This is a genomic window from Mesoplasma tabanidae, from assembly GCF_002804025.1.
Lineage (GTDB): Bacteria > Bacillota_I > Bacilli_A > Mycoplasmatales > Mycoplasmataceae > Mesoplasma > Mesoplasma tabanidae.
In genome coordinates, this window is record NZ_CP024969.1 from 827,805 (window position 1) to 846,907 (window position 19,103).

Here is a 19,103-nt window from a genome sequence, read left to right on the forward strand (position 1 = left end):
TTACTCTTTACCTGTTTCCGGTTTTTGACTTAAATTTTTAACTACTGTTTTTGCATAATCTGAAATAGGATCAGCTGCTATTATTGTTCCTGATGAAGGTTTTTTTCCGTTTATATAATCAGAAAATAATTTTTTTGAAGCTTCTGTTAAAGCATCTGCACTAAAGTATTTTTTAATATGTTGAGCTAATTCTTCATCTAAGAGATTATATCCTCCATAAGACATTGTCCCATTAACTCAAACGTCTGTTCCAGTTCATGATTCTTCATTCTTAATATCAACATCGATAAATTCAGATTTACCCTCTTGATCTTTAACTTCTTTTGTTAATTGTATTTTATCTGAATATCCTTCAGCAACATCCTTTAAAATATTTGGATATTCATTATTGTTCATTCACTCGGGAGTATGAGCTAGTGAAACTATTGCAGCATTTTTTAAATCTTTTTCAGCTGAAGTTATGAATCTATTTTCAGCATCTTTTCCGTATGATTCAGCCGTATTAGTATCAACACCAATCACTTTTCAAGAAGTATCATAACTAATTGCATCAGAAACCTGTGGGCCAGCAACTGGCATTAAAACATTTGGCTTAATTGACTTTGTTGTATCTTTTAAATTATCTAAAACTAATTTAGATTGTCCTATTAAAAAACTATTTGAGAATCACGTTGTGTCATCTTTAGATTTTGGTCAGCCTTTTTGTGCTTTTGTAACAACGACCTTGTCTGCAAGTTCTTTATCAATACCAAATTCTTCTAAAAAACTATCTTGTTTTTTTAATTCATTGTAAACATCTATTGAAGCCAAGAATCCAACAATAAAATTATCAACTGATGCAGGATTAGAAACTCCTCCAAATGCTCCTAAAGAAAGTGTGTTATTTGTATAATTTTCATTTTTTAATGAATATATTATTGATGACATTCCAGCGTAGAAACCAGAAACATCTCCTCTAAATACAACACCTATTTCATTTTTAGCATCACTGTATGAATCTAATATTATTGTTGATCCTGAATTTTTCATGACCTCAGCGCCTTGGTGCTCACCTTCTCCTGGCATTGAATGATGAAAACCTGGCAATAGTAATGTTTTTGCATTATTACTTTTTGCTGTTTTGTAAGCTCTTTTCATTGTTTTTGGTGCTGTAGACTCAGGTTGAATATAAGCTATTTTTTTATTAATTCCTAAAATATTATTCGTAAATTCAGTTCCTGCTTCATAAGTTGATTGATTAAATGATTTATCATCGACTTTACCAGAATCAGTTATTAAATAAATTCCACCGAAATGTTTTTCAATTCCACAAGAAACAACACTAGTTAAACTTGTACTTATTATTGCAGTGGTTAGCAATGCTAACAATAGTTTTTTCATCTTTACTCCTTCTAAACAAAGAAAAAGAGGTTCTTTACTGCATAAAAAACCCCCGCACTTATAGTCTGTGGATAGGTCCAAAGGCGGATCGACAACCCATTATGTTGTCATGTATAAGTTTTTTTTATTCAATTGTTTAGTTTATTATATACTTTTTTATTTAAAAAATTAACATGATATACTAAAAAACACCAATTGGTGTTTTAAAATATTATTTTTTAATTTCTTTTTTAACTTTTGTTAATCCAGTTCATTTGCCTTTTGACATATTTTCTTTTAAATGCTTGTTTGCTTTAAATTTAACTGTATTAGACGCTAAAATATCAATGCTTTCACCAGTTAATGGGTTTTTACCTTTTTTAGCTTCTTTATGAATCTTTGACAATTTACCAAAATTTGGTATTACAATTTCTTCGTTATTTAAAATTGCATTGCTCATAATTTCAAAGGCGCTATCGACAACTTTTTTAACTGATTTCTTGCTAAATTCTGAGTTAGCTTCTTCTATTTTAATTAAAAGATCTTTTTTAGAAACTTGGTTATAATGTTTTTTGATAACATAAACTGTTTCATTTTTTGAAGTCGATAATGCTACTTCTGGTTTTTTTGTTTCAGCAACTTTAACTTCTTCAACTTTAGGTTCAGCAACTTTTTTAACTGTTTGTTTCTTAGCTACTGGTTTTTTTGTTTCAGCAACTTTAACTTCTTCAACTTTAGGTTCAGCAACTTTTTTAACTGTTTGTTTCTTAGCTACTGGTTTTTTTGTTTTCTTTTTAACTGGTTTTTTAACAACAACCACTTCTTCTAATTTTTCTTCTAATTCTTTGGCCTCTTGTTTAATTTCATCTTTAGTAATTTCTTTAACTTCTTCAGCCGCTGTTGTAGAACCTTTTTCAGAAAGAATTCTATTAATTCTATTTTCGTTAACAAAGCTTAAAATTATTGAAATAACTAAAAATATAGTTCCTACAAGAGCAATTCAATTAATTAGTAAATCTCAAAAAACAGGTAATAGGAAAATATTGTTTTCACCAATTCTTGTTACTAATTTAAATTGAGCGAATGATTTAAATCCTATAGGGCCTGTTAAAAAATGAGATAACCCATTATTTGTAAATCATGTTGCATCTACATATTTTGATTCAACAAGCCCTGAGTTTGCTATTGTTTGAACTCATTCAGATGTTCCATTTGTAGCTTGGTTTATAAGTTTAAATGCAATTACTAAAGCTATAAATAAAACTAAAAGAAATATCATTGCAATTGAGTTTGTATGCTTTTTATTTTTCATTTCAATTGACATATTTATGCCTCCTTCTTTTTTATATAATTATAACCAATTATTTTGGTCAGTGAACTTTTAGTATTACTTTTGTTCATTAGCATAGTTGTTTTTAAGATAAAACAACAACATTTGAATGTCAGAAGGGTTTACTCCTGTAATTCTAGATGCTTGACCTATGTTCAATGGTTTAACTATTTTTAGTTTTTGTCTAGCTTCAGTAGCTAAGTTTTCAACTTTGTCATAATCAATATCCAAAGGTATTTTTTTCTTTTCTAGTTTAATTAGTCTTTCTACAGTTTTTCTTTCTGTTTTGACATAACCAGCAAATCTAGTTTCAATTACAATTGATTGCAATTGATTGTTTTTTAAGTTTTGCAAAGATTTAACATAAGGAATCATAGTATTAATATCTACAGTTGGTATTTTCAAAACCTCAATTCCGCTATATCCGTGATTTAAATCAGCTTGACCTGCTTTTTTTAATTTAATTGCGAGATCTGATTTTGGTGTAAACCTTATTTCTTCCAATTCTTTAATTGCTTGATTTATTTCTTCGGTATATTTTAAATATTCTTTGTATTCTTTATTTTTAATTAATCCAATTTCAAAACCTTTTTCTTTAAGTCTATTTTCAGCATTATCATTTCTTAAAAGCAATCTATGTTCTGCTCTACTAGTCAAAAGTCTATAAGGTTCTCAAACTCCCTTGTTAATTAAATCATCAATCATGACACCAATATAAGCTTCATCTCTTCTTAAAATCAATGGCTCTAATCCATCAACTTTTCTTGAGGCATTTATACCAGCAATTAATCCTTGACCCGCAGCTTCTTCATAACCGCTTGTTCCATTTATTTGTCCAGCAGTAAACAAATTATTTATGTTTTTTAATTCCAATGAAGGATTTAATTGCATAGGATTTACACAATCATATTCAATAGCATATGCTCATGTTTTAACTTCTGCTTTTTCAAATCCAGGTAAAGATCTAATCATTAATAATTGAACATCAGTTGGCATTGATGTTGAAAAACCTTGTATATATCAAGCATCACCTAAAAGAGATTCTGGTTCAATAAAAATTTGATGAGTTTCTTTTGAAGAAAATCTTACTATTTTATCTTCAAAACTTGGACAGTATCTTGGGCCTATTGAATCAATTTTTCCAGAATACATTGCTGATTTAGTAAGATTATCTTCAATTATTTTTTTAGTTACTGTGGTTGAATGAATCAAGTAGCAAAGTTCTTGTTCTTCGATTGATTTATATTCATTAGTTGAAAAACTAAAAGCTAATTTTGCATCAGTCCCTGGTTCTTTAATAGCATTTGAAAGATCAACTGAATTTTTATAAATTCTTGGTGGAGTTCCTGTTTTAAATCTAAATAATTCAACACCTGCACCTTTTAAAGATTCACTTATACCATTAGATGTTAGCTCTTGATTTGGGCCTGATGAATACTTTTCATGACCTGTAAGAATTTCTGATTTTAAGTATGTTCCTGTTGTCAACACTACACAAGTAGAATTAATGATTTCACCATTTTTTAAAACAATGCCTTTTACTGAATTATTTTCAATAACAAGACTTGTTGCTATAGATTCAATTAATTCTAAATTGTGTTGTTGCTCAATAGCATTTTGCATATATTTTGAATATTCATCTTTATCAGACTGAACCCTTAATGCTCAAACACCAGGTCCCCTAGAAGAATTAAGCAATTTTGTTTGTAACGCTGTTTTATCAGCTGCCTTAGCCATTTCTCCACCTAAAGCGTCTATTTCTCTTACTACTATACCTTTCGCAGGTCCACCAATGCTTGGGTTACATGGCATTGCTGCAATTCTATCCTTGTATAAATTAATTAATGCTGTTTTTTTATTTAGTCTAGCGGAAGCCAATGCTGCTTCAACACCAGCGTGTCCACCACCAATTACAACAACGTCAAAATGTTTTTGCATTTTAATTCTTCCTTTCTGTTTTATATCTATTTAATTTTAGTCTTTTTTGAGTTTTTAACAAGCAAATTTATAGAAACAAAAATGGAGCTAAACTCCATTGTTATTATTCTTCGATATCCAAATCTTCTACTTTAATGTCGATGATTTCACCTTTTTTAATTTTTTCATCTTCTTTGGCCATTCTGAGTTTTTGTTCTAAAACTTCTTCTGGTAATTTTTTATTTTTATTAATGTATTCGATTTGTTCTGCAGTAATAGTTTCAAGCACTCTTAATGATTCTGCTAATAATTCTAAAGTTTCCATATTTTCTTTAATTATTTTTAAAGCAATTTTATAAGATTCTTCAAGGATTTTTGAAATTTCAGCATCAATTCTAGCTGCAGTTTCATCAGAATATGTACCTTCCATTTTACCATATGATTCTTCTGCCATTGTTAAGTATTTTGTCATACCTAGACTTGACATACCAAATTGAACAACCATTCTTCTAGCAATGTTTGTTGCTTTATCTAAGTCATCATGTGCACCTGTTGTAACGTTTTCTTTACCAAACATTATTTCTTCAGCTGCTCTACCACCTAAATATCCAGCAATTGTTGCAAATAAGTCTTTTTTAGATGAAAACACAGTTTCATCTTTTGGAGTCATAATTGTATATCCGCCTGCATTACCACGTGGAATAATTGTAACTTTTTGAACTTTAGATGCACTATCAAGTTTTAATCCAATTAATGCATGCCCTGATTCATGATATGAAACAATATCTTTATCTTGCTTAGTCATAGCACGTGATTTTTTGGCTGGCCCACCAACTACACGATCAATAGCTTCATCAATTTCAGTAATTGTTATAATGTCACGTTTTTCTCTAACCATTAAAATTGCAGCTTCATTTAAAACGTTTTCTAATTGAGCACCAGAAAACCCCGGCGTTCTTTCAGCAACTCTATATCAATCAACAGAGTTATCAATTTTTTTACCTTTTGCATGTAATTCTAAAATTGCTTTACGTTCTTTTATATCAGGTAATGAAACTTGAATAACTCTATCAAAACGACCTGGTCTTAATAAAGCTGGGTCTAATACGTCTGCACGGTTTGTTGCAGCCATAACAATAATTCCTGAGTTAGTTCCAAATCCATCCATTTCAACCAATAATTGGTTTAATGTTTGTTCATTTCCACCTGAACCCATTCCATTATTTCTTTTTCTACCTACTGCATCAATTTCATCAATAAATATAATTGCTGGTGCTGATTTTTTAGCATCATTGAACATTTCACGAACACGACTTGCTCCAACCCCAACAAACATTTCTTCAAATTCTGATCCAGCGATTGAGAAGAATGAAACTCCAGCTTCTCCAGCAACTGCTTTTGCAAGTAAAGTCTTACCAGTTCCTGGTGGACCTTCCATTAATACACCTTTTGGCGCTCTAGCTCCGGCTTCTGCATATTTTGCAGGAAATTTTAAATAATCAACTAATTCAACTAATTCTGATTTTTCTTCTTCAATTCCTGCAACGTTCGCAAATTTTACATCTGATTTTTCAGCACGAGCTCTATTTTTACCCATACCAAATATATTTCCTGCCCCAGCTCCTGCCCCAGCAGAACCTTTCATCATAAATCAAATGATTCCACCAAATAATAATATATAAATTAATAATGGTGCCAATGAAACCAATAATGCCATACCAACTGACCCTTGATAAACAAGAGTTGGCCATGGTAGTAATCCTTGGGGGAAAATTCTAATTAAGTCAGCATAATCCATATAAACAACAAAGTTAACAAATTTGGAATCCAATTTATAAGATCCTTTTATAACTACGGTGTTATTAGTTCCCTTATAAATTAATACGTTTCTTCAATATTCATCAATTTTTGGATTATCTATCGGTCCATTTTTAATAACTCACTTATTAAACTCTTCTGCGCTTATAACTTGAGTTGTCCCTTTAACAGTAACAGCGATAATAATTATTGTAACTATAACGGCTAATAAAATTATTAACCAAAACCATAAAGTTGACTTACTTTTTTTAGTCTTCATTTTGTTCCTCCATCTCAAGATTTTTAATCTATTTTAATAATACCATTATTTGCTTTATTACTCTACTTAATGGTATTTAAGATTTTCTTTGCTTTATTACTGTAAACCACAGCCTTTAACATTCTATTTTTATATCTAATTTTCTTATCAATTAAATATCTATTTGTTTTTTTACCTAATGTATAAGTATCTAATTTGTACTTAGCAAAATCATTACTTATTACATAAGGATAGTTTTCTTTATTACGTTTAATTGCGTTTATTATATCTAATCAATTAATGAACTCTTCTGCCAGGTATAATTCTTGCTGTGAATTTATTAAAAATGTTTTGGGTTGTATCATTTTATTATCAATTAAAAACAAGTTTTCATAATCTTTTATAATAGAATAACTTCCAACATTTATTTCTCAAAAAACTTTTTCTGAAACTTTCATATTTTTTGCTATTTCAAAAATGGTTTTGTTGCTTCTATTTTGAACAATAAAATCTTTTTTTATAACTTCTAGTCATCTATAAATAGTTCTTTGAATAAACTCTAAATCTTGGTCTGTTAAATTCTTATTAATTTTTAATTCATCAGCAGACATATTATTATTAACATATCAGTTAACCTTTAAATTAGTCTTTTCAAGATTCTTGTTTAACAATTCAATTTCTTTTTCAATTTGCGAAAAAGAAATTTCTGAAATTTCAGCTCTTATTTTATTTCTTTCATACTTAATGTCTTGATTAGTTGAATCGATTGCATATTTTACTTTTTCATCTTTCAATGAATTGATAATATCAGACTTCAAAATACTTAGCATTGGTCTAACAATAATTAAATCTTTATATATTGAAGTTTTATTTAAGCCAAAGTATTTGACATAACCTTTTCTTTGTTTTTGTAATAAAAAAGTTTCAATCAGATCATTCTTATTATGCGCAACTAAAACATTTTTAATACTATATTTTTTAGATATTTCAGCAAAAAAATCATATCTTGTTTTTCTAGCTCAACTTTCAAAGTTTTCTTTAAGTTCTGAGTAATTTTGCTCAATAATAAGAGTTTCTAATTTTAAGTGATTTTTTTTACAAAACTCTTCAACAATTTCTTGATCATTTTTTGAGTCTTTTCTAAAATTATAATTAACATGGCATATGACTAATTCTTTAATATTCATTTTAACTAATTCATTTAACATAAACATGCTATCTGGTCCCCCAGAAACAGCAACTAAATATGAAAATTTTGCATTTATTTTAAATTTTTGCATTGTTCTTAGTCCTTAAAATATTTCAATAAGTCATTAGTATAAGATTCGTCTTCTTTATGAGAGATTAAAGGGTTGAGTATTTGCATTCCTTCATTACCTTCCAAAATAGCATCAATTAAAATTGTTTTTGCTTCATCTCTTGATTTTGAATGAACAAATTGCATTCTTTTAGGAGCAAACTTGTATTTATAAAGTAAACTTATAATTTCTCCTGCTCTTTCTGGTCTATGAACCAATGTAAATGAACCTCCATTTTTTAAAATTAATCCAGCATTTTTAATTATTTCTTCAAGTGTTATTAAAGTTTCATGTCTTGCATTAACAACTTCTTCGCTTATTTTCTTAACTTTTGAATCTTCATGTTTTTTGAAAAAGGGTGGATTACAAATAACTGCATCAAATTTATTAGCCATTTCTTTTGAGTAATTTTTAATGTCGTCATTAACTATTTGAATCTGATCCTCTAACATATTTAATTTTATATTTTCAATTGCCAATTCTGCTGCTTTTTGTTGTATTTCAACTCCCACAATTTTTGCATTTGTGTACTTTGAAATTATAAGAGGTATCACTGCATTATTGGTTCCAAAATCAACTATTTTTTTAACACTACTTTTTAAATTAATAAATCTGGCTATAAGAACACTATCTAAAGTGAAATTAAACATCTCTGAATCTTGATAAATTTTTCTATCTTCATATCCTAATAAGTCATTTAAAATTTTCATTAGATTACCTCACTCACATGTATTAAAAAGACATCTATTGCTAAATTAGTTTGAAATGTAAACTTTAAATCATTAATTAATTGAAGCGTTGCTTCAGCAATGTTTAAATATTTTTTTATTATTGTTCTACTATATGCCTCTTCAAGAATTCCAATTAATTCAGATTTATCCATTTTTTTCAATTCAGAGTTAGAAAGTAAAATTGTGTTTTTATCTTTACCCAAGATTTCTTCAATTAAATTTTGACTATTATCATTTCTGTTTTTATTTTCTAAAACTATTAATTTACATCTTGATTTTATTGTTGGTAAAACTTGACTTTTATTTTTTGTTAAAAGAATTGCAATAGTGTTTTCAGGTGGTTCTTCAATAAATTTTAATAACGCGTTACCTGATTCATTTTTTAGATTTTCAGCATTCGCTAAAATGTAGACCTTAAATTTATTAACTTCATTAGTTGTTAAAGAGAACTTATGCATAAGTTCTATAACATCAGACTTATTTATAGCTAAACTACCATCTCCCAGAAAAACAAGATTAGCTAAACTTTTATTTTCAAATCTTTTACAATTAACACATTGATCGTTTTCAATACTTAAATTTTCACAAAATATTATTCTCGCAAATTCATTTGCAAATTCATTTAAATTATCTTGATTATCATTTGAAACTAAAATAGAGCTAAACATTTTTTTAGTTTTTAATTGCTCAATAAATTTTTCTAGTGTTTCTCTTTTTTTCATAACTCTATCTTTTCTAAAATAATTTTTTTAGTGTCTTCAAAAACTTCATCAGGTGTTTTTGAAGCATCAATAACTGTTATTCTTTTAAGCTCCTTTTTCGCTAATTCTTCAAAAGCAGCTTTTACAGATTCTTTAAATTTTCTTCCTTCTTCATCTAATCTATTTTTTTCTTCATGTCTTTCAGAAAGCCTTTTTTCAGCATCTTCAAAACTTAATTCAAAATACAAAGTTAAGTCTGGTAAAAAACCTTCTAGAATTGTTTTTTGTAAATTATTTAAATAATCTATGCCAAGACCTCTAGCTCCACCTTGGTATGCTGTTGTTGAATCCATAAATCTGTCTGATATAACTATATATCCTTTTTGTAAATAAGGTTTGATTACCTTTTCAAGATGTTCTTTTCTAGCAGCAATAAAAAGTAAAGCTTCAGTTCAGGGCTCCATTCCTTGACTATCCTTATTTAATATAAGTTCTCTTAATTTTTCAGAAATTGGTAATCCCCCAGGCTCTCTAGTCATAACAACTTTATAATTTAAATCTTCTAAATGGTTTTTCACTCTTTGTAGTGCAGTTGTTTTTCCGCTTCCATCCATTCCTTCAATTGTTATAAACATATTAGACCTCATATTTCTTTCTATTCTTAAAAGCACTTTCTAAAGTTGTTTCATCCATATAATCAAGGCTTCCACCCATCGGTATACCTTTTGCTATTCTTGTTATATTGATGTTAAGATTTTTAGTTAATTGATATATATAATTAGTTGTTAACTCACCCTCAAAAGTAGCATTCAAGGCTAAAATTAATTCAGTGTTATTTTCAATTCTTGATAATAAGCTTTCAAAATTTATTTCTGTTGGTGTTTTTTTCTTATTCAAATTTATTTCAGATCCTAGCACATGATAAAGACCTTTATACTTATTTATTTTTTCAATGTTGTTAACATCTAGCTGACTTGCAACAACACAAATTACATTTTGATTTCTACTTTCATCACTGCAAATTAAGCACTTATTTTCAATTTCATAATAATTACAAATAGAACAAATTGTTATGTTTTCTTTTATTAAATTAAGTTGTTTAACAAAATTGTCTAAAGCGAATTTATCAATTATTAAATTGTTAACTAATCTCTCACTTGTTTTTTTAGTAAGTCCATCATTTTTATTAATGTTAGCTATAATTTCTTCAAACAATTCTTTGTTCATAATTAATCCTCTATTTCTAATTCATCAATATTAAACAGTCTTGATGCTGCTTCTATTGTTTTATCATCAAAATGACTTAGAACTATTGATTGTTTTTTAGCATCAAAGTATGAGTCATAGTTTATTTGTTGATATGTTGGCAATTGATTATCTTCTTTTAACTTTTTAAAAGAAACTTTTATTTCATTTCAAAGAGCTTCATCAATTGGCAAAAATAATATTTTATTAAATTCCTTTTGTATTTCTTCTCTCAATCCATCATTTTGTAAGGTTACTAATAAATTATTAACATTTTCAAAATCTTCTGATCTTAAAAGTACTTCATTTTGTGATGCAGCAATAACTTTAAAGTTAAAAAAATTAATATACTTTTTCGCTAAAATTGGATTAATTAAATTATCAGATTCATCAATTGCAAAAAAGCTGTTAAATTTATTCTCTATTTCTTCTCTTTTTGTTTTATTTGCACCAACCAATAAATTAATAACTTCAGAAATTTCGACTTTATATGTTTTCTTATGTTCATTATCTACTAAATTTTTATTCAATTGAATTTTTAAATTAGTTAAAGTTTTAATTTCAAAATTATCTTCATTAATTTTTATTTCACCAAAATTAGGTTTGTCCTGCTCGTTATATGTTTTTTCTTGGTCTATGTTATTAACTACCTCAGGAATAACATTTATTTGTTCAACTGTTTGCTCTACAATAAATTCTTCTTTAACTTGAGTTTTAACTGTTTCTTTATACACTTCTTTTTTAGCGGTCTCGGTAATAGATTCAGGAATAACATTTATTTGTTCTTTAATTTCTACTGTTTCAGAGTTTTGATCTTTTAACTCAATTTTATATTCTTTGGGATTTTTTAAAGTCTTTAACAAACTAATCAGCAAATAATTAAAGTTTATGCTTGTTCCTTTAGTTTTGGCATAAGCATCACTCAAATTATCTGCTACTTCAAATAAAGATTTAACTTCTATATGAGAAAAATTAACTAAATCTGCTTCCTCTAAAATATTTAAAACAGTGCTGTCTTTAGTAAACTTAAATTCAATTATTTCTTTAACTATTTCAATTAAACTTAATGTAAACACATCAAAATCCATACCTTGATTATTTGCTTTTTCAAAATAATTTATAATTGTTGCTGGTTCATTATTTAATATGTTATTTAATATTTTAATTTTTTCAGTTTTAGTTGCTACATAAAAGACTGACTTTAAATCTTCAATAGTAATATTTTCTGATGTTACAGTCATTAATTGTTCAATTACATTTGATGCATCTCTCAGTGACCCTTCAGAAATAATTGCTATTTCTTCTAAAACTGCTTTATCAATTTTATATCCCTCTTTTTCGCAAATAAAATTTAATCTGTTCATTAATGATATTCTGTCTATTTTTTTAAAATTAAATATTTGACATCTTGAAAGTATTGTTGCTGGAATTTTTGCATATTCAGTGGTTGCTAAAATAAATATTGCATGGACTGGAGGTTCTTCAAGTGTTTTTAAAAGTGCGTTAAATGCAGCTTTTGTTAACATGTGAACTTCATCAATAATGTATATTTTATATTTCCCAATAAAAGGCAATGAATTAATATTATTTTTTATTTCTCTAATTTCATCAACACCATTGTTAGATGCTGCATCCATTTCTATTATGTCAGGGTTTCTCTGCTCATTAGATGCAACACAACTTTCGCAACTTTCGCAAGCTAAACCTTCTGATAGATTTACACAGTTGACACTTTTAGCTATTATTCTAGCTATAGATGTTTTACCAGTACCTCTTTGTCCTGCAAATAAAAATGAATGACTTATTTTATTATTTTTTAATTCATTTTTTAATATTTCAACAACATTTTGATGACCTGCTATATCTCCAAAATTACTTGGTCTATATTTTCTGTATATTGCTTTATTTTGTTCCATAAACCCTCCAGTTATTAAAAATATATTTATTATTAATTTTATCATTTTTGAAAGTCTTTATACACTGGTTATATTTAATTGAAATAAACAAATTTTAATTTTTAAAAGTAGTTTTATTTTAATGCTTTATTTTTATTGTTTTTTCTTAAAAAGTATTATCATTTTTACAAAGGAGAATAAAAAAATGAAATGATGAATATCTGATTTTGATGGTACACTTACACTAAATCCAAAAACTGAAGCAATTGATCCAAAAGATATGGATTTTATTGAAAGGTGAACAAAAGAAAATAATTTTATAATAGCAACTGGTAGAGACGTTAGCTATATTAATTACTTAATAAATCATTACAATTTAAAATCTGAATATAAAATAGCTAATAATGGCGCCTCATTATATAAAGGTAATCAACTAATTTTTAATCAATCTATAGGAATGGATGAACGCAAACAACTGTTTCAAATTGTTAATAAGTTATATAAATTTTGTGGTATAAAAATTGCTGATCATAGTGAATGTTTTATTCTTTCTGGAATTGAAGAAAAAACACCTAGATATAATGAAAGTATAGTTCAGCAAAAATGATTTGAAATGGAGGATAATTTTAGCCAACACATAAATGAAATTCTTAATAACAAAGACCTTAATAATATTACTTTATTTGCTCACCCTCAGGATTTTGATTATATTTTAAATTTATTTAATAATTTTAAAAATTTAAAGATCATTCAAACTTCACCTTTTAATTTGGAAATTATGCATAAAGATGTTTCAAAATATTCAGGGATAAAATTTTTAAAAAACAAATATAACATTAGCGATAATGATATTGTTGTTAGCGGAGACGGTGATAATGACTATGAAATGCTTAACAGGTGCAAAAATTCGTTTGCTATGGAAAAGGGCACTAAAAAAGCTATTATGGCTGCGAATAATATTATTTCAAATGTTTATGAAATAGAAAACTACATATCTATAAACTAAAAACCACAAATATTTTGTGGTTTTACGAATTAAAATTGGAACTGCAACACTTATGAGAAAATAATCTCATAGGCATTGCAGTTTTTTTGATACAAAAAAGCAACCCCTTGACCGACTAAAGCCCAAAGGAGTTACCATGAATAATTATAAACAAATATTTTTAAAAGAAAGAACATTAATTGAATATCTATTAAATGTTCAAAATAAATCAGTTTCTTTCATAGCTAAAGAACTAAATAGAAATAGATCAACGATTTACAGAGAAATCAAAAGAAATAAAGCAGCTGTAATTTATAAAGCTAAAGATGCGCAATTTACTAGAGACATTAATAACACCTTATCTCATCAAAATGAAATAAATAAATATAAGGAATTCTTAAGATTTCTTTATGCAAATTTTAATCCAAAAAGCTTTAGTATTGATGTTTGCGTTTTTAAGGCCAAAGAACTTGGAATCAAAACCCCAACAACTCAAACTGTTTACAATTGAATTAAAAATAAACAAATAAAAATAAAATCAAAAGACTTGCTTAGACCTAGGTTTTGATGAAGAAAGTCTAGTAAATATAAGAAATATCTATGAGAAATTTCAAAAATGAACTCTATTCCAATTACTTATAGACCTAAAAATATTAATAAAAGAAAAGAAGTAGGTCATTTTGAAATAGATTTAGTTGTGGGTGCAGGTAACACTTCAAAAGCAATAATTACACTTGTCGAAAGAGTTACCCGAAAGGGTTTTGCAATTAAACTAGAAAATAAAACTATGAAACATACAAATGAAAAATTAAAAGAATTAATTGGAAAAGAAAATTTAAATATTAAATCTATCACTAAAGATAACGGTATGGAATTTAATCTTTTACATGAAGTCACACAAGAATTAAGCGTGCCACTTTATACATGTAATACGTATGCTTCTTGTGAAAAAAGCACTAAATACGAATTAAAATTGGAACTGCAACACTTATGAGAAAATAATCTCATAGGCATTGCAGTTTTTTTGATACAAAAAAGCAACCCCTTGACCGACTAAAGCCCAAAGGAGTTACCATGAATAATTATAAACAAATATCTTTAAAAGAAAGAACATTAATTGAATATCTATTAAATGTTCAAAATAAATCAGTTTCTTTCATAGCTAAAGAACTAAATAGAAATAGATCAACGATTTACAGAGAAATCAAAAGAAATAAAGCAGCTGTAATTTATAAAGCTAAAGATGCGCAATTTACTAGAGACATTAATAACACCTTATCTCATCAAAATGAAATAAATAAATATAAGGAATTCTTAAGATTTCTTTATGCAAATTTTAATCCAAAAAGCTTTAGTATTGATGTTTGCGTTTTTAAGGCCAAAGAACTTGGAATCAAAACCCCAACAACTCAAACTGTTTACAATTGAATTAAAAATAAACAAATAAAAATAAAATCAAAAGACTTGCTTAGACCTAGGTTTTGATGAAGAAAGTCTAGTAAATATAAGAAATATCTATGAGAAATTTCAAAAATGAACTCTATTCCAATTACTTATAGACCTAAAAATATTAATAAAAGAAAAGAAGTAGGTCATTTTGAAATAGATTTAGTTGTGGGTGCAGGTAACACTTCAAAAGCAATAATTACACTTGTCGAAAGAGTTACCCGAAAGGGTTTTGCAATTAAACTAGAAAATAAAACTATGAAACATACAAATGAAAAATTAAAAGAATTAATTGGAAAAGAAAATTTAAATATTAAATCTATCACTAAAGATAACGGTATGGAATTTAATCTTTTACATGAAGTCACACAAGAATTAAGCGTGCCACTTTATACATGTAATACGTATGCTTCTTGTGAAAAAAGCACTAATGAAAACTTTAATGGATTAATCAGAAGATATTTACCTAAGAAAACTAATTTTACAAATTTAACAGATGATAATATAATTGAAATATTAAATGAAATAAATAAAATGCCTCGTAAAATTCTGAACTACAAATCAGCTCAGGAATTTTATGAGACATTCGGTTAGAAGTATTGCACTTCCAATTTTAATTTATACAAATATTTTGTGGTTTTTAGTTTCTTTTTTTCTTAAAGAAATCAGAAATTATTTTTATGTAGTTAGCTTCTGTTTTTGAATTATCTAACTTTTTAATATCAATTTTAATTTCATCTATGTTTACATAATTTCTAAAACTCATTTTTATATTTTCTGTTAAATACGTCACATTATTAATTTTTGCTTGTTTAATTGCGCCATAACACATTAGGCAAGGTTCTAAAGTTGTAAATAATGTATACTCAGAAAGATTCCCACTTTTATTTTTTTGCGATGCCTTATTAATTACATTTATTTCTGCATGCCCAGTTATTTTTCACTTTTTATAACTGTTATTATATGCTTTAAAAATAATTTTTTCATTTTTTATTAAACACGCAAAAACAGGCACATCTTTTGCATCATTTTTTATTTTAATTTCTTTTATATATTTTTCTAAATTTATCATAGATTAATTATAAACAAAAAAACCGTGATACAAAACACATTCCCTTATAGCTGCTACCTTCCGGTCCTGACTCATTCGGGCGTAATCTTTATCACGGCAATATTATTATACATTTAAAATAACATTTTTAAAACTAATACGATTTAATATCACTTAATTTATCAACAATATATTTTGCCTTATTTCTTATATTTATATTATGTTCTTGCTTAACAATATAAGAGTTATTAAAAAATTCTTTAAACATCGAAAGATCGTTATTATCATCACCAGCAACTATAATATCGTTTTCATTAATGTTAAATATATCTTTCATTTTTCTTATCGCATTACCTTTTGATACATTTGCTTGATGTATTTCATTGAAAGTAATTTCCTTCAAGTTGTTTGAAACATAGCTAAATTTTAGTTTCTTTTCTTCTAAGTTATCTGTAAGTCTTTTTCATGTTTCTGTTTTACAACTCATTTTAAAACAAATTATTTTTTTACCATTTATGTAATCAAGTGTTTTATTTTTTGGCATCATTCCCATAAAAGTTGTTTTCATTTCATCTTGTCAAAAATCATGATAGAAAAAATCTTCCTCACCTTTAAAAGAATAAACTAAACTAAATATTTCTTTTCTATTTTCCTTAACATAATTAATAATTTCTTTTGTTAATTCTTCTTCTAAATATTCTGCAAATAATTGCTTTCCTGTATTATCATATATTGCAGCACCGGCATTAGTTAAATAATAGTCAGGTAAAAAGTCTGGATAATTTTGTTTTATATGTTCATTAATATGTTCAAATGGTCTACCTGTTGAAATAACTATTTTGTTACCTTTTTTCTGCATTTTTATAACAAAATTCATGTCACTTTCTGTTATTGTATTTTGTTCATCTTTGCTATTTCTTAAAGTTCCATCAAAATCTGTAAAAAGCCATTTCATTATTTTATTCTCCAATAAAGTTTCTACCAAAATTATACAATTATTCTTAATAACAAAATTGCTTTTGGTATAAAAAAATAACAGTTTCCTGTTATTTAAATTACTTATTTAATTTTTCTAATCTTCTTTCTTCTTGGCGTTTTCTACGTTGAACTTCTTGTACAGAGCGATTAGCTTTGTGTTGATTTCAGAAGAAGAAACCTAAAGTTTGTATAATTTGAAATGTTGATGAAAATATTCAATAAATTGCAACCCCTGAGGCAACAGATGCAACAACAAAGATAAATACAAATGCAAATACCCCTTGCATAATATATTGTTTCTTACGAGATTTTCTCTGTGCTTCAGTCAATGTTATTGATTTTTGTTTAATTGATTGTAAAACCAATGGTAATAACATTGAAATTATTTGCAATGGTAAGTAAACAGCTAGTAATGAAAGATAAATAACTTCACCATTTAACATTTGTGCTCATGGTTTCTCAATTAAAGCAATTAATCCAACGTTAGCAATTTTTAAAGACTTTGTTGATCTAACAATTGCATAAATCGCAAATAGGAACGGCATTGACGCAAAAGCTCCAGCCATTGATGAAAATGGCGAAAAACCTTCTTTCTTTTGTAAGGCTTGCATTTCTGCTGACATTTTTTGTCTAGCTTGAGGTGATTTATCACCTTTATACTTAGCTTGAATATCAGCTTGTTTTAATTGGAAAGCTTGTTGCTTGTGCTGATTCACTTGAGACTTTCAAGTAAACGCTAGAGAAATAGATTTAATAATAATAACAGTAAATAAAATTGCAAATATAACTGATACTCCATAACTACTGTTTCCTAATTCTGGGTTAAGTGTTCCTGACATTCCTTTAATTAATGCATTAAGCAATAAGGCTGTTGGGTAAACAAAGAATCCATAGAAAGGAGAACCTGTTTTAGAAAATGCCTCAGATCATGAACTTATAACATTGTAAGCATATTGCTGACCATTTAGTCCAGTTACTATAACTGCTCAATTTTGAGATGGCTTCTCACCTAATGCAGCAATAACAATTTCGAATGAAACCCCCGGCATGTAAACTCTTCTACCTGTCATATCAGTAACTTCTTGTATTAAATATGGGTCTTGATACATTTGCACACAACCTCAAATCATTGAGATTATAATAAATAAAAATCCTAAAATTTTAATTCACTTTCATATAAGTTTTAATATTCTTTTTCTATCATTACTATCTGACATTTTTTGTCAAAAAGTTTTTTTAGTTTTTGCGGTGCTATTTGAGTTCATATATGACATAACCCCATTTTTTTTAGGATTAGACATGAATAATTGATTTTCATTATACAAAACTAGCACCTCCTTGCTATTTTAAAAATTTAACAATTAACTTTTTTAATTCTTTTTGATTTTGATCAAAGGAATTTTGCATCATTCTATTTCTTGCGATAATTATGATATCGTATGAAAATTCAAATGATGTTTTAATTTGATTTTGAATCATCATTCTAATCTGTCTTTTAATTTTATTTCTCATTACAGCATTGCCTAATTTTTTGCCAACACTTATTCCGTATCTAAAATATTCTTTATCGTTTTTAGTGTAATAAATAACAAACGAAGAATTTCTATAAAATTCTTGTTTTGATATTATTTCTTGAAATTCAAAATTCTTTTTTATGATTTTTTTATTTTTCATCTCACAAAAAATTAAGCAGTTAATTTAGCTCTACCTTTTGCTCTACGAGCTTTAATAACTTTTCTTCCATTTTTAGTAGCCATTCTAGCTCTAAAACCGTGAACACGTGCGTGTTTAATTTTTGATGGTTGTCAAGTTCTTTTCATTGTATTCAAACCCCCTTTTAAAGTTGATAATTCTTGTTAATTATAATATAAGTCGCTAAAAATGTATAGTTATTTTTTGAAATTTTTTTTGTTGTGTTTTTTATAACTATTTTTTCAACAACTCATTAGACCTTTTGTGGAAAAGTGGAAAAAAGTCACATAAACACTATACTATTAATTTTGTTTATCTTTTATTAATGTTTATTTCTTTTTAATTTAATTTTTTATCCACACATTGTGGAAAACTACTACAAATATGTGCTTTAATTTATTTTATGAAGGGGAACTAAC

The 19,103-nt window shown here is 27.0% G+C and carries 18 protein-coding genes, 1 other RNA gene and 1 riboswitch; of the genes, 3 read left to right on the forward strand and 16 right to left on the reverse strand.

Annotation, left to right across the window (positions count from 1 at the left end; translation table 4 throughout):
* The 10 genes from MTABA_RS03755 to dnaX form a co-directional block, all read right to left on the reverse strand.
* Positions 1–1,380, reverse strand: a complete 1,380-nt coding sequence (locus MTABA_RS03755; RefSeq protein WP_100679829.1) for a BMP family ABC transporter substrate-binding protein — start codon at positions 1,378–1,380, stop codon at positions 1–3.
* Between the two features lie 56 nt (positions 1,381–1,436).
* Positions 1,437–1,499, reverse strand: a riboswitch (nucleoside riboswitch).
* 92 nt (positions 1,500–1,591) lie between these two features.
* Positions 1,592–2,683, reverse strand: a complete 1,092-nt coding sequence (locus MTABA_RS03760; RefSeq protein WP_100679830.1) for an HU family DNA-binding protein — start codon at positions 2,681–2,683, stop codon at positions 1,592–1,594.
* A 63-nt stretch (positions 2,684–2,746) separates the two neighbouring features.
* The gene (mnmG, locus tag MTABA_RS03765) at positions 2,747–4,627 is read right to left on the reverse strand and encodes a tRNA uridine-5-carboxymethylaminomethyl(34) synthesis enzyme MnmG (RefSeq protein ID WP_100679831.1); all 1,881 of its coding nucleotides are present in this window, start codon (positions 4,625–4,627) and stop codon (positions 2,747–2,749) included.
* Between the two features lie 103 nt (positions 4,628–4,730).
* Positions 4,731–6,683 (reverse strand): ATP-dependent zinc metalloprotease FtsH, encoded by a 1,953-nt coding sequence (gene ftsH, locus MTABA_RS03770; RefSeq protein ID WP_100679832.1) that lies wholly within the window; start codon positions 6,681–6,683, stop codon positions 4,731–4,733.
* Between the two features lie 62 nt (positions 6,684–6,745).
* Positions 6,746–7,942, reverse strand: coding sequence for a tRNA lysidine(34) synthetase TilS (tilS, locus tag MTABA_RS03775; protein ID WP_100679833.1), 1,197 nt, complete (start codon positions 7,940–7,942; stop codon positions 6,746–6,748).
* A 5-nt stretch (positions 7,943–7,947) separates the two neighbouring features.
* A complete protein-coding gene (locus MTABA_RS03780; RefSeq protein WP_100679834.1) occupies positions 7,948–8,670 on the reverse strand; it encodes a tRNA1(Val) (adenine(37)-N6)-methyltransferase in 723 nt (240 codons plus the stop codon).
* Positions 8,670–9,413 (reverse strand): DNA polymerase III subunit, encoded by a 744-nt coding sequence (locus MTABA_RS03785; protein ID WP_100679835.1) that lies wholly within the window; start codon positions 9,411–9,413, stop codon positions 8,670–8,672. The genes MTABA_RS03780 and MTABA_RS03785 overlap by 1 nt, the downstream gene beginning before the upstream one ends.
* Positions 9,392–10,027: a dTMP kinase gene (tmk, locus tag MTABA_RS03790; RefSeq protein WP_100679836.1), complete on the reverse strand. Its 636-nt coding sequence runs from the start codon at positions 10,025–10,027 to the stop codon at positions 9,392–9,394. Before tmk ends, MTABA_RS03785 begins: the two co-directional genes overlap by 22 nt.
* A 1-nt stretch (position 10,028) precedes the next feature.
* On the reverse strand, positions 10,029–10,619 hold the full coding sequence (gene recR / locus MTABA_RS03795; protein ID WP_100679837.1) for a recombination mediator RecR: 591 nt from the start codon (positions 10,617–10,619) through the stop codon (positions 10,029–10,031).
* Between the two features lie 2 nt (positions 10,620–10,621).
* The gene (dnaX, locus tag MTABA_RS03800; protein ID WP_100679864.1) at positions 10,622–12,553 is read right to left on the reverse strand and encodes a DNA polymerase III subunit gamma/tau; all 1,932 of its coding nucleotides are present in this window, start codon (positions 12,551–12,553) and stop codon (positions 10,622–10,624) included.
* Between the two features lie 184 nt (positions 12,554–12,737).
* Here dnaX and MTABA_RS03805 point away from each other — a divergent pair, with 184 nt between their 5' ends.
* The 3 genes from MTABA_RS03805 (at position 12,738) to MTABA_RS03815 (ending at position 15,557) form a co-directional block, all read left to right on the forward strand.
* Positions 12,738–13,538 carry a Cof-type HAD-IIB family hydrolase gene (locus tag MTABA_RS03805; RefSeq protein WP_167373344.1) on the forward strand — a complete coding sequence of 267 codons (801 nt, stop codon included), beginning with the start codon at positions 12,738–12,740 and terminating at the stop codon, positions 13,536–13,538.
* 136 nt (positions 13,539–13,674) lie between these two features.
* A complete protein-coding gene (locus MTABA_RS03810) occupies positions 13,675–14,574 on the forward strand; it encodes an IS30 family transposase (protein WP_100679839.1) in 900 nt (299 codons plus the stop codon).
* A gap of 17 nt (positions 14,575–14,591) precedes the next feature.
* Positions 14,592–15,557, forward strand: a complete 966-nt coding sequence (locus MTABA_RS03815) for an IS30 family transposase (RefSeq protein ID WP_100679840.1) — start codon at positions 14,592–14,594, stop codon at positions 15,555–15,557.
* Between the two features lie 46 nt (positions 15,558–15,603).
* Here MTABA_RS03815 and MTABA_RS03820 read toward each other — a convergent pair whose 3' ends face one another.
* The 6 genes from MTABA_RS03820 to rpmH all read right to left on the reverse strand — a co-directional run bounded on the left by MTABA_RS03820 (position 15,604) and on the right by rpmH (position 18,812).
* Complete coding sequence (locus MTABA_RS03820; protein ID WP_100679841.1) at positions 15,604–16,035, reverse strand: nucleoside deaminase; 432 nt, start codon at positions 16,033–16,035, stop codon at positions 15,604–15,606.
* Positions 16,036–16,044: 9 nt separating this feature from the next.
* Positions 16,045–16,140, reverse strand: an RNA gene (ffs, locus tag MTABA_RS03825) — signal recognition particle sRNA small type.
* 28 nt (positions 16,141–16,168) lie between these two features.
* Entirely contained in the window at positions 16,169–16,969 is an 801-nt protein-coding gene (locus tag MTABA_RS03830) for a Cof-type HAD-IIB family hydrolase (RefSeq protein WP_100679842.1), read from the reverse strand.
* A gap of 100 nt (positions 16,970–17,069) precedes the next feature.
* Positions 17,070–18,293, reverse strand: coding sequence for a membrane protein insertase YidC (gene yidC, locus MTABA_RS03835; RefSeq protein WP_425270567.1), 1,224 nt, complete (start codon positions 18,291–18,293; stop codon positions 17,070–17,072).
* A 40-nt stretch (positions 18,294–18,333) separates the two neighbouring features.
* Positions 18,334–18,666, reverse strand: coding sequence for a ribonuclease P protein component (rnpA, locus tag MTABA_RS03840; RefSeq protein ID WP_100679844.1), 333 nt, complete (start codon positions 18,664–18,666; stop codon positions 18,334–18,336).
* Between the two features lie 11 nt (positions 18,667–18,677).
* Positions 18,678–18,812 (reverse strand): 50S ribosomal protein L34, encoded by a 135-nt coding sequence (rpmH, locus tag MTABA_RS03845; protein ID WP_011183579.1) that lies wholly within the window; start codon positions 18,810–18,812, stop codon positions 18,678–18,680.
* Positions 18,813–19,103: the final 291 nt, after the last annotated feature.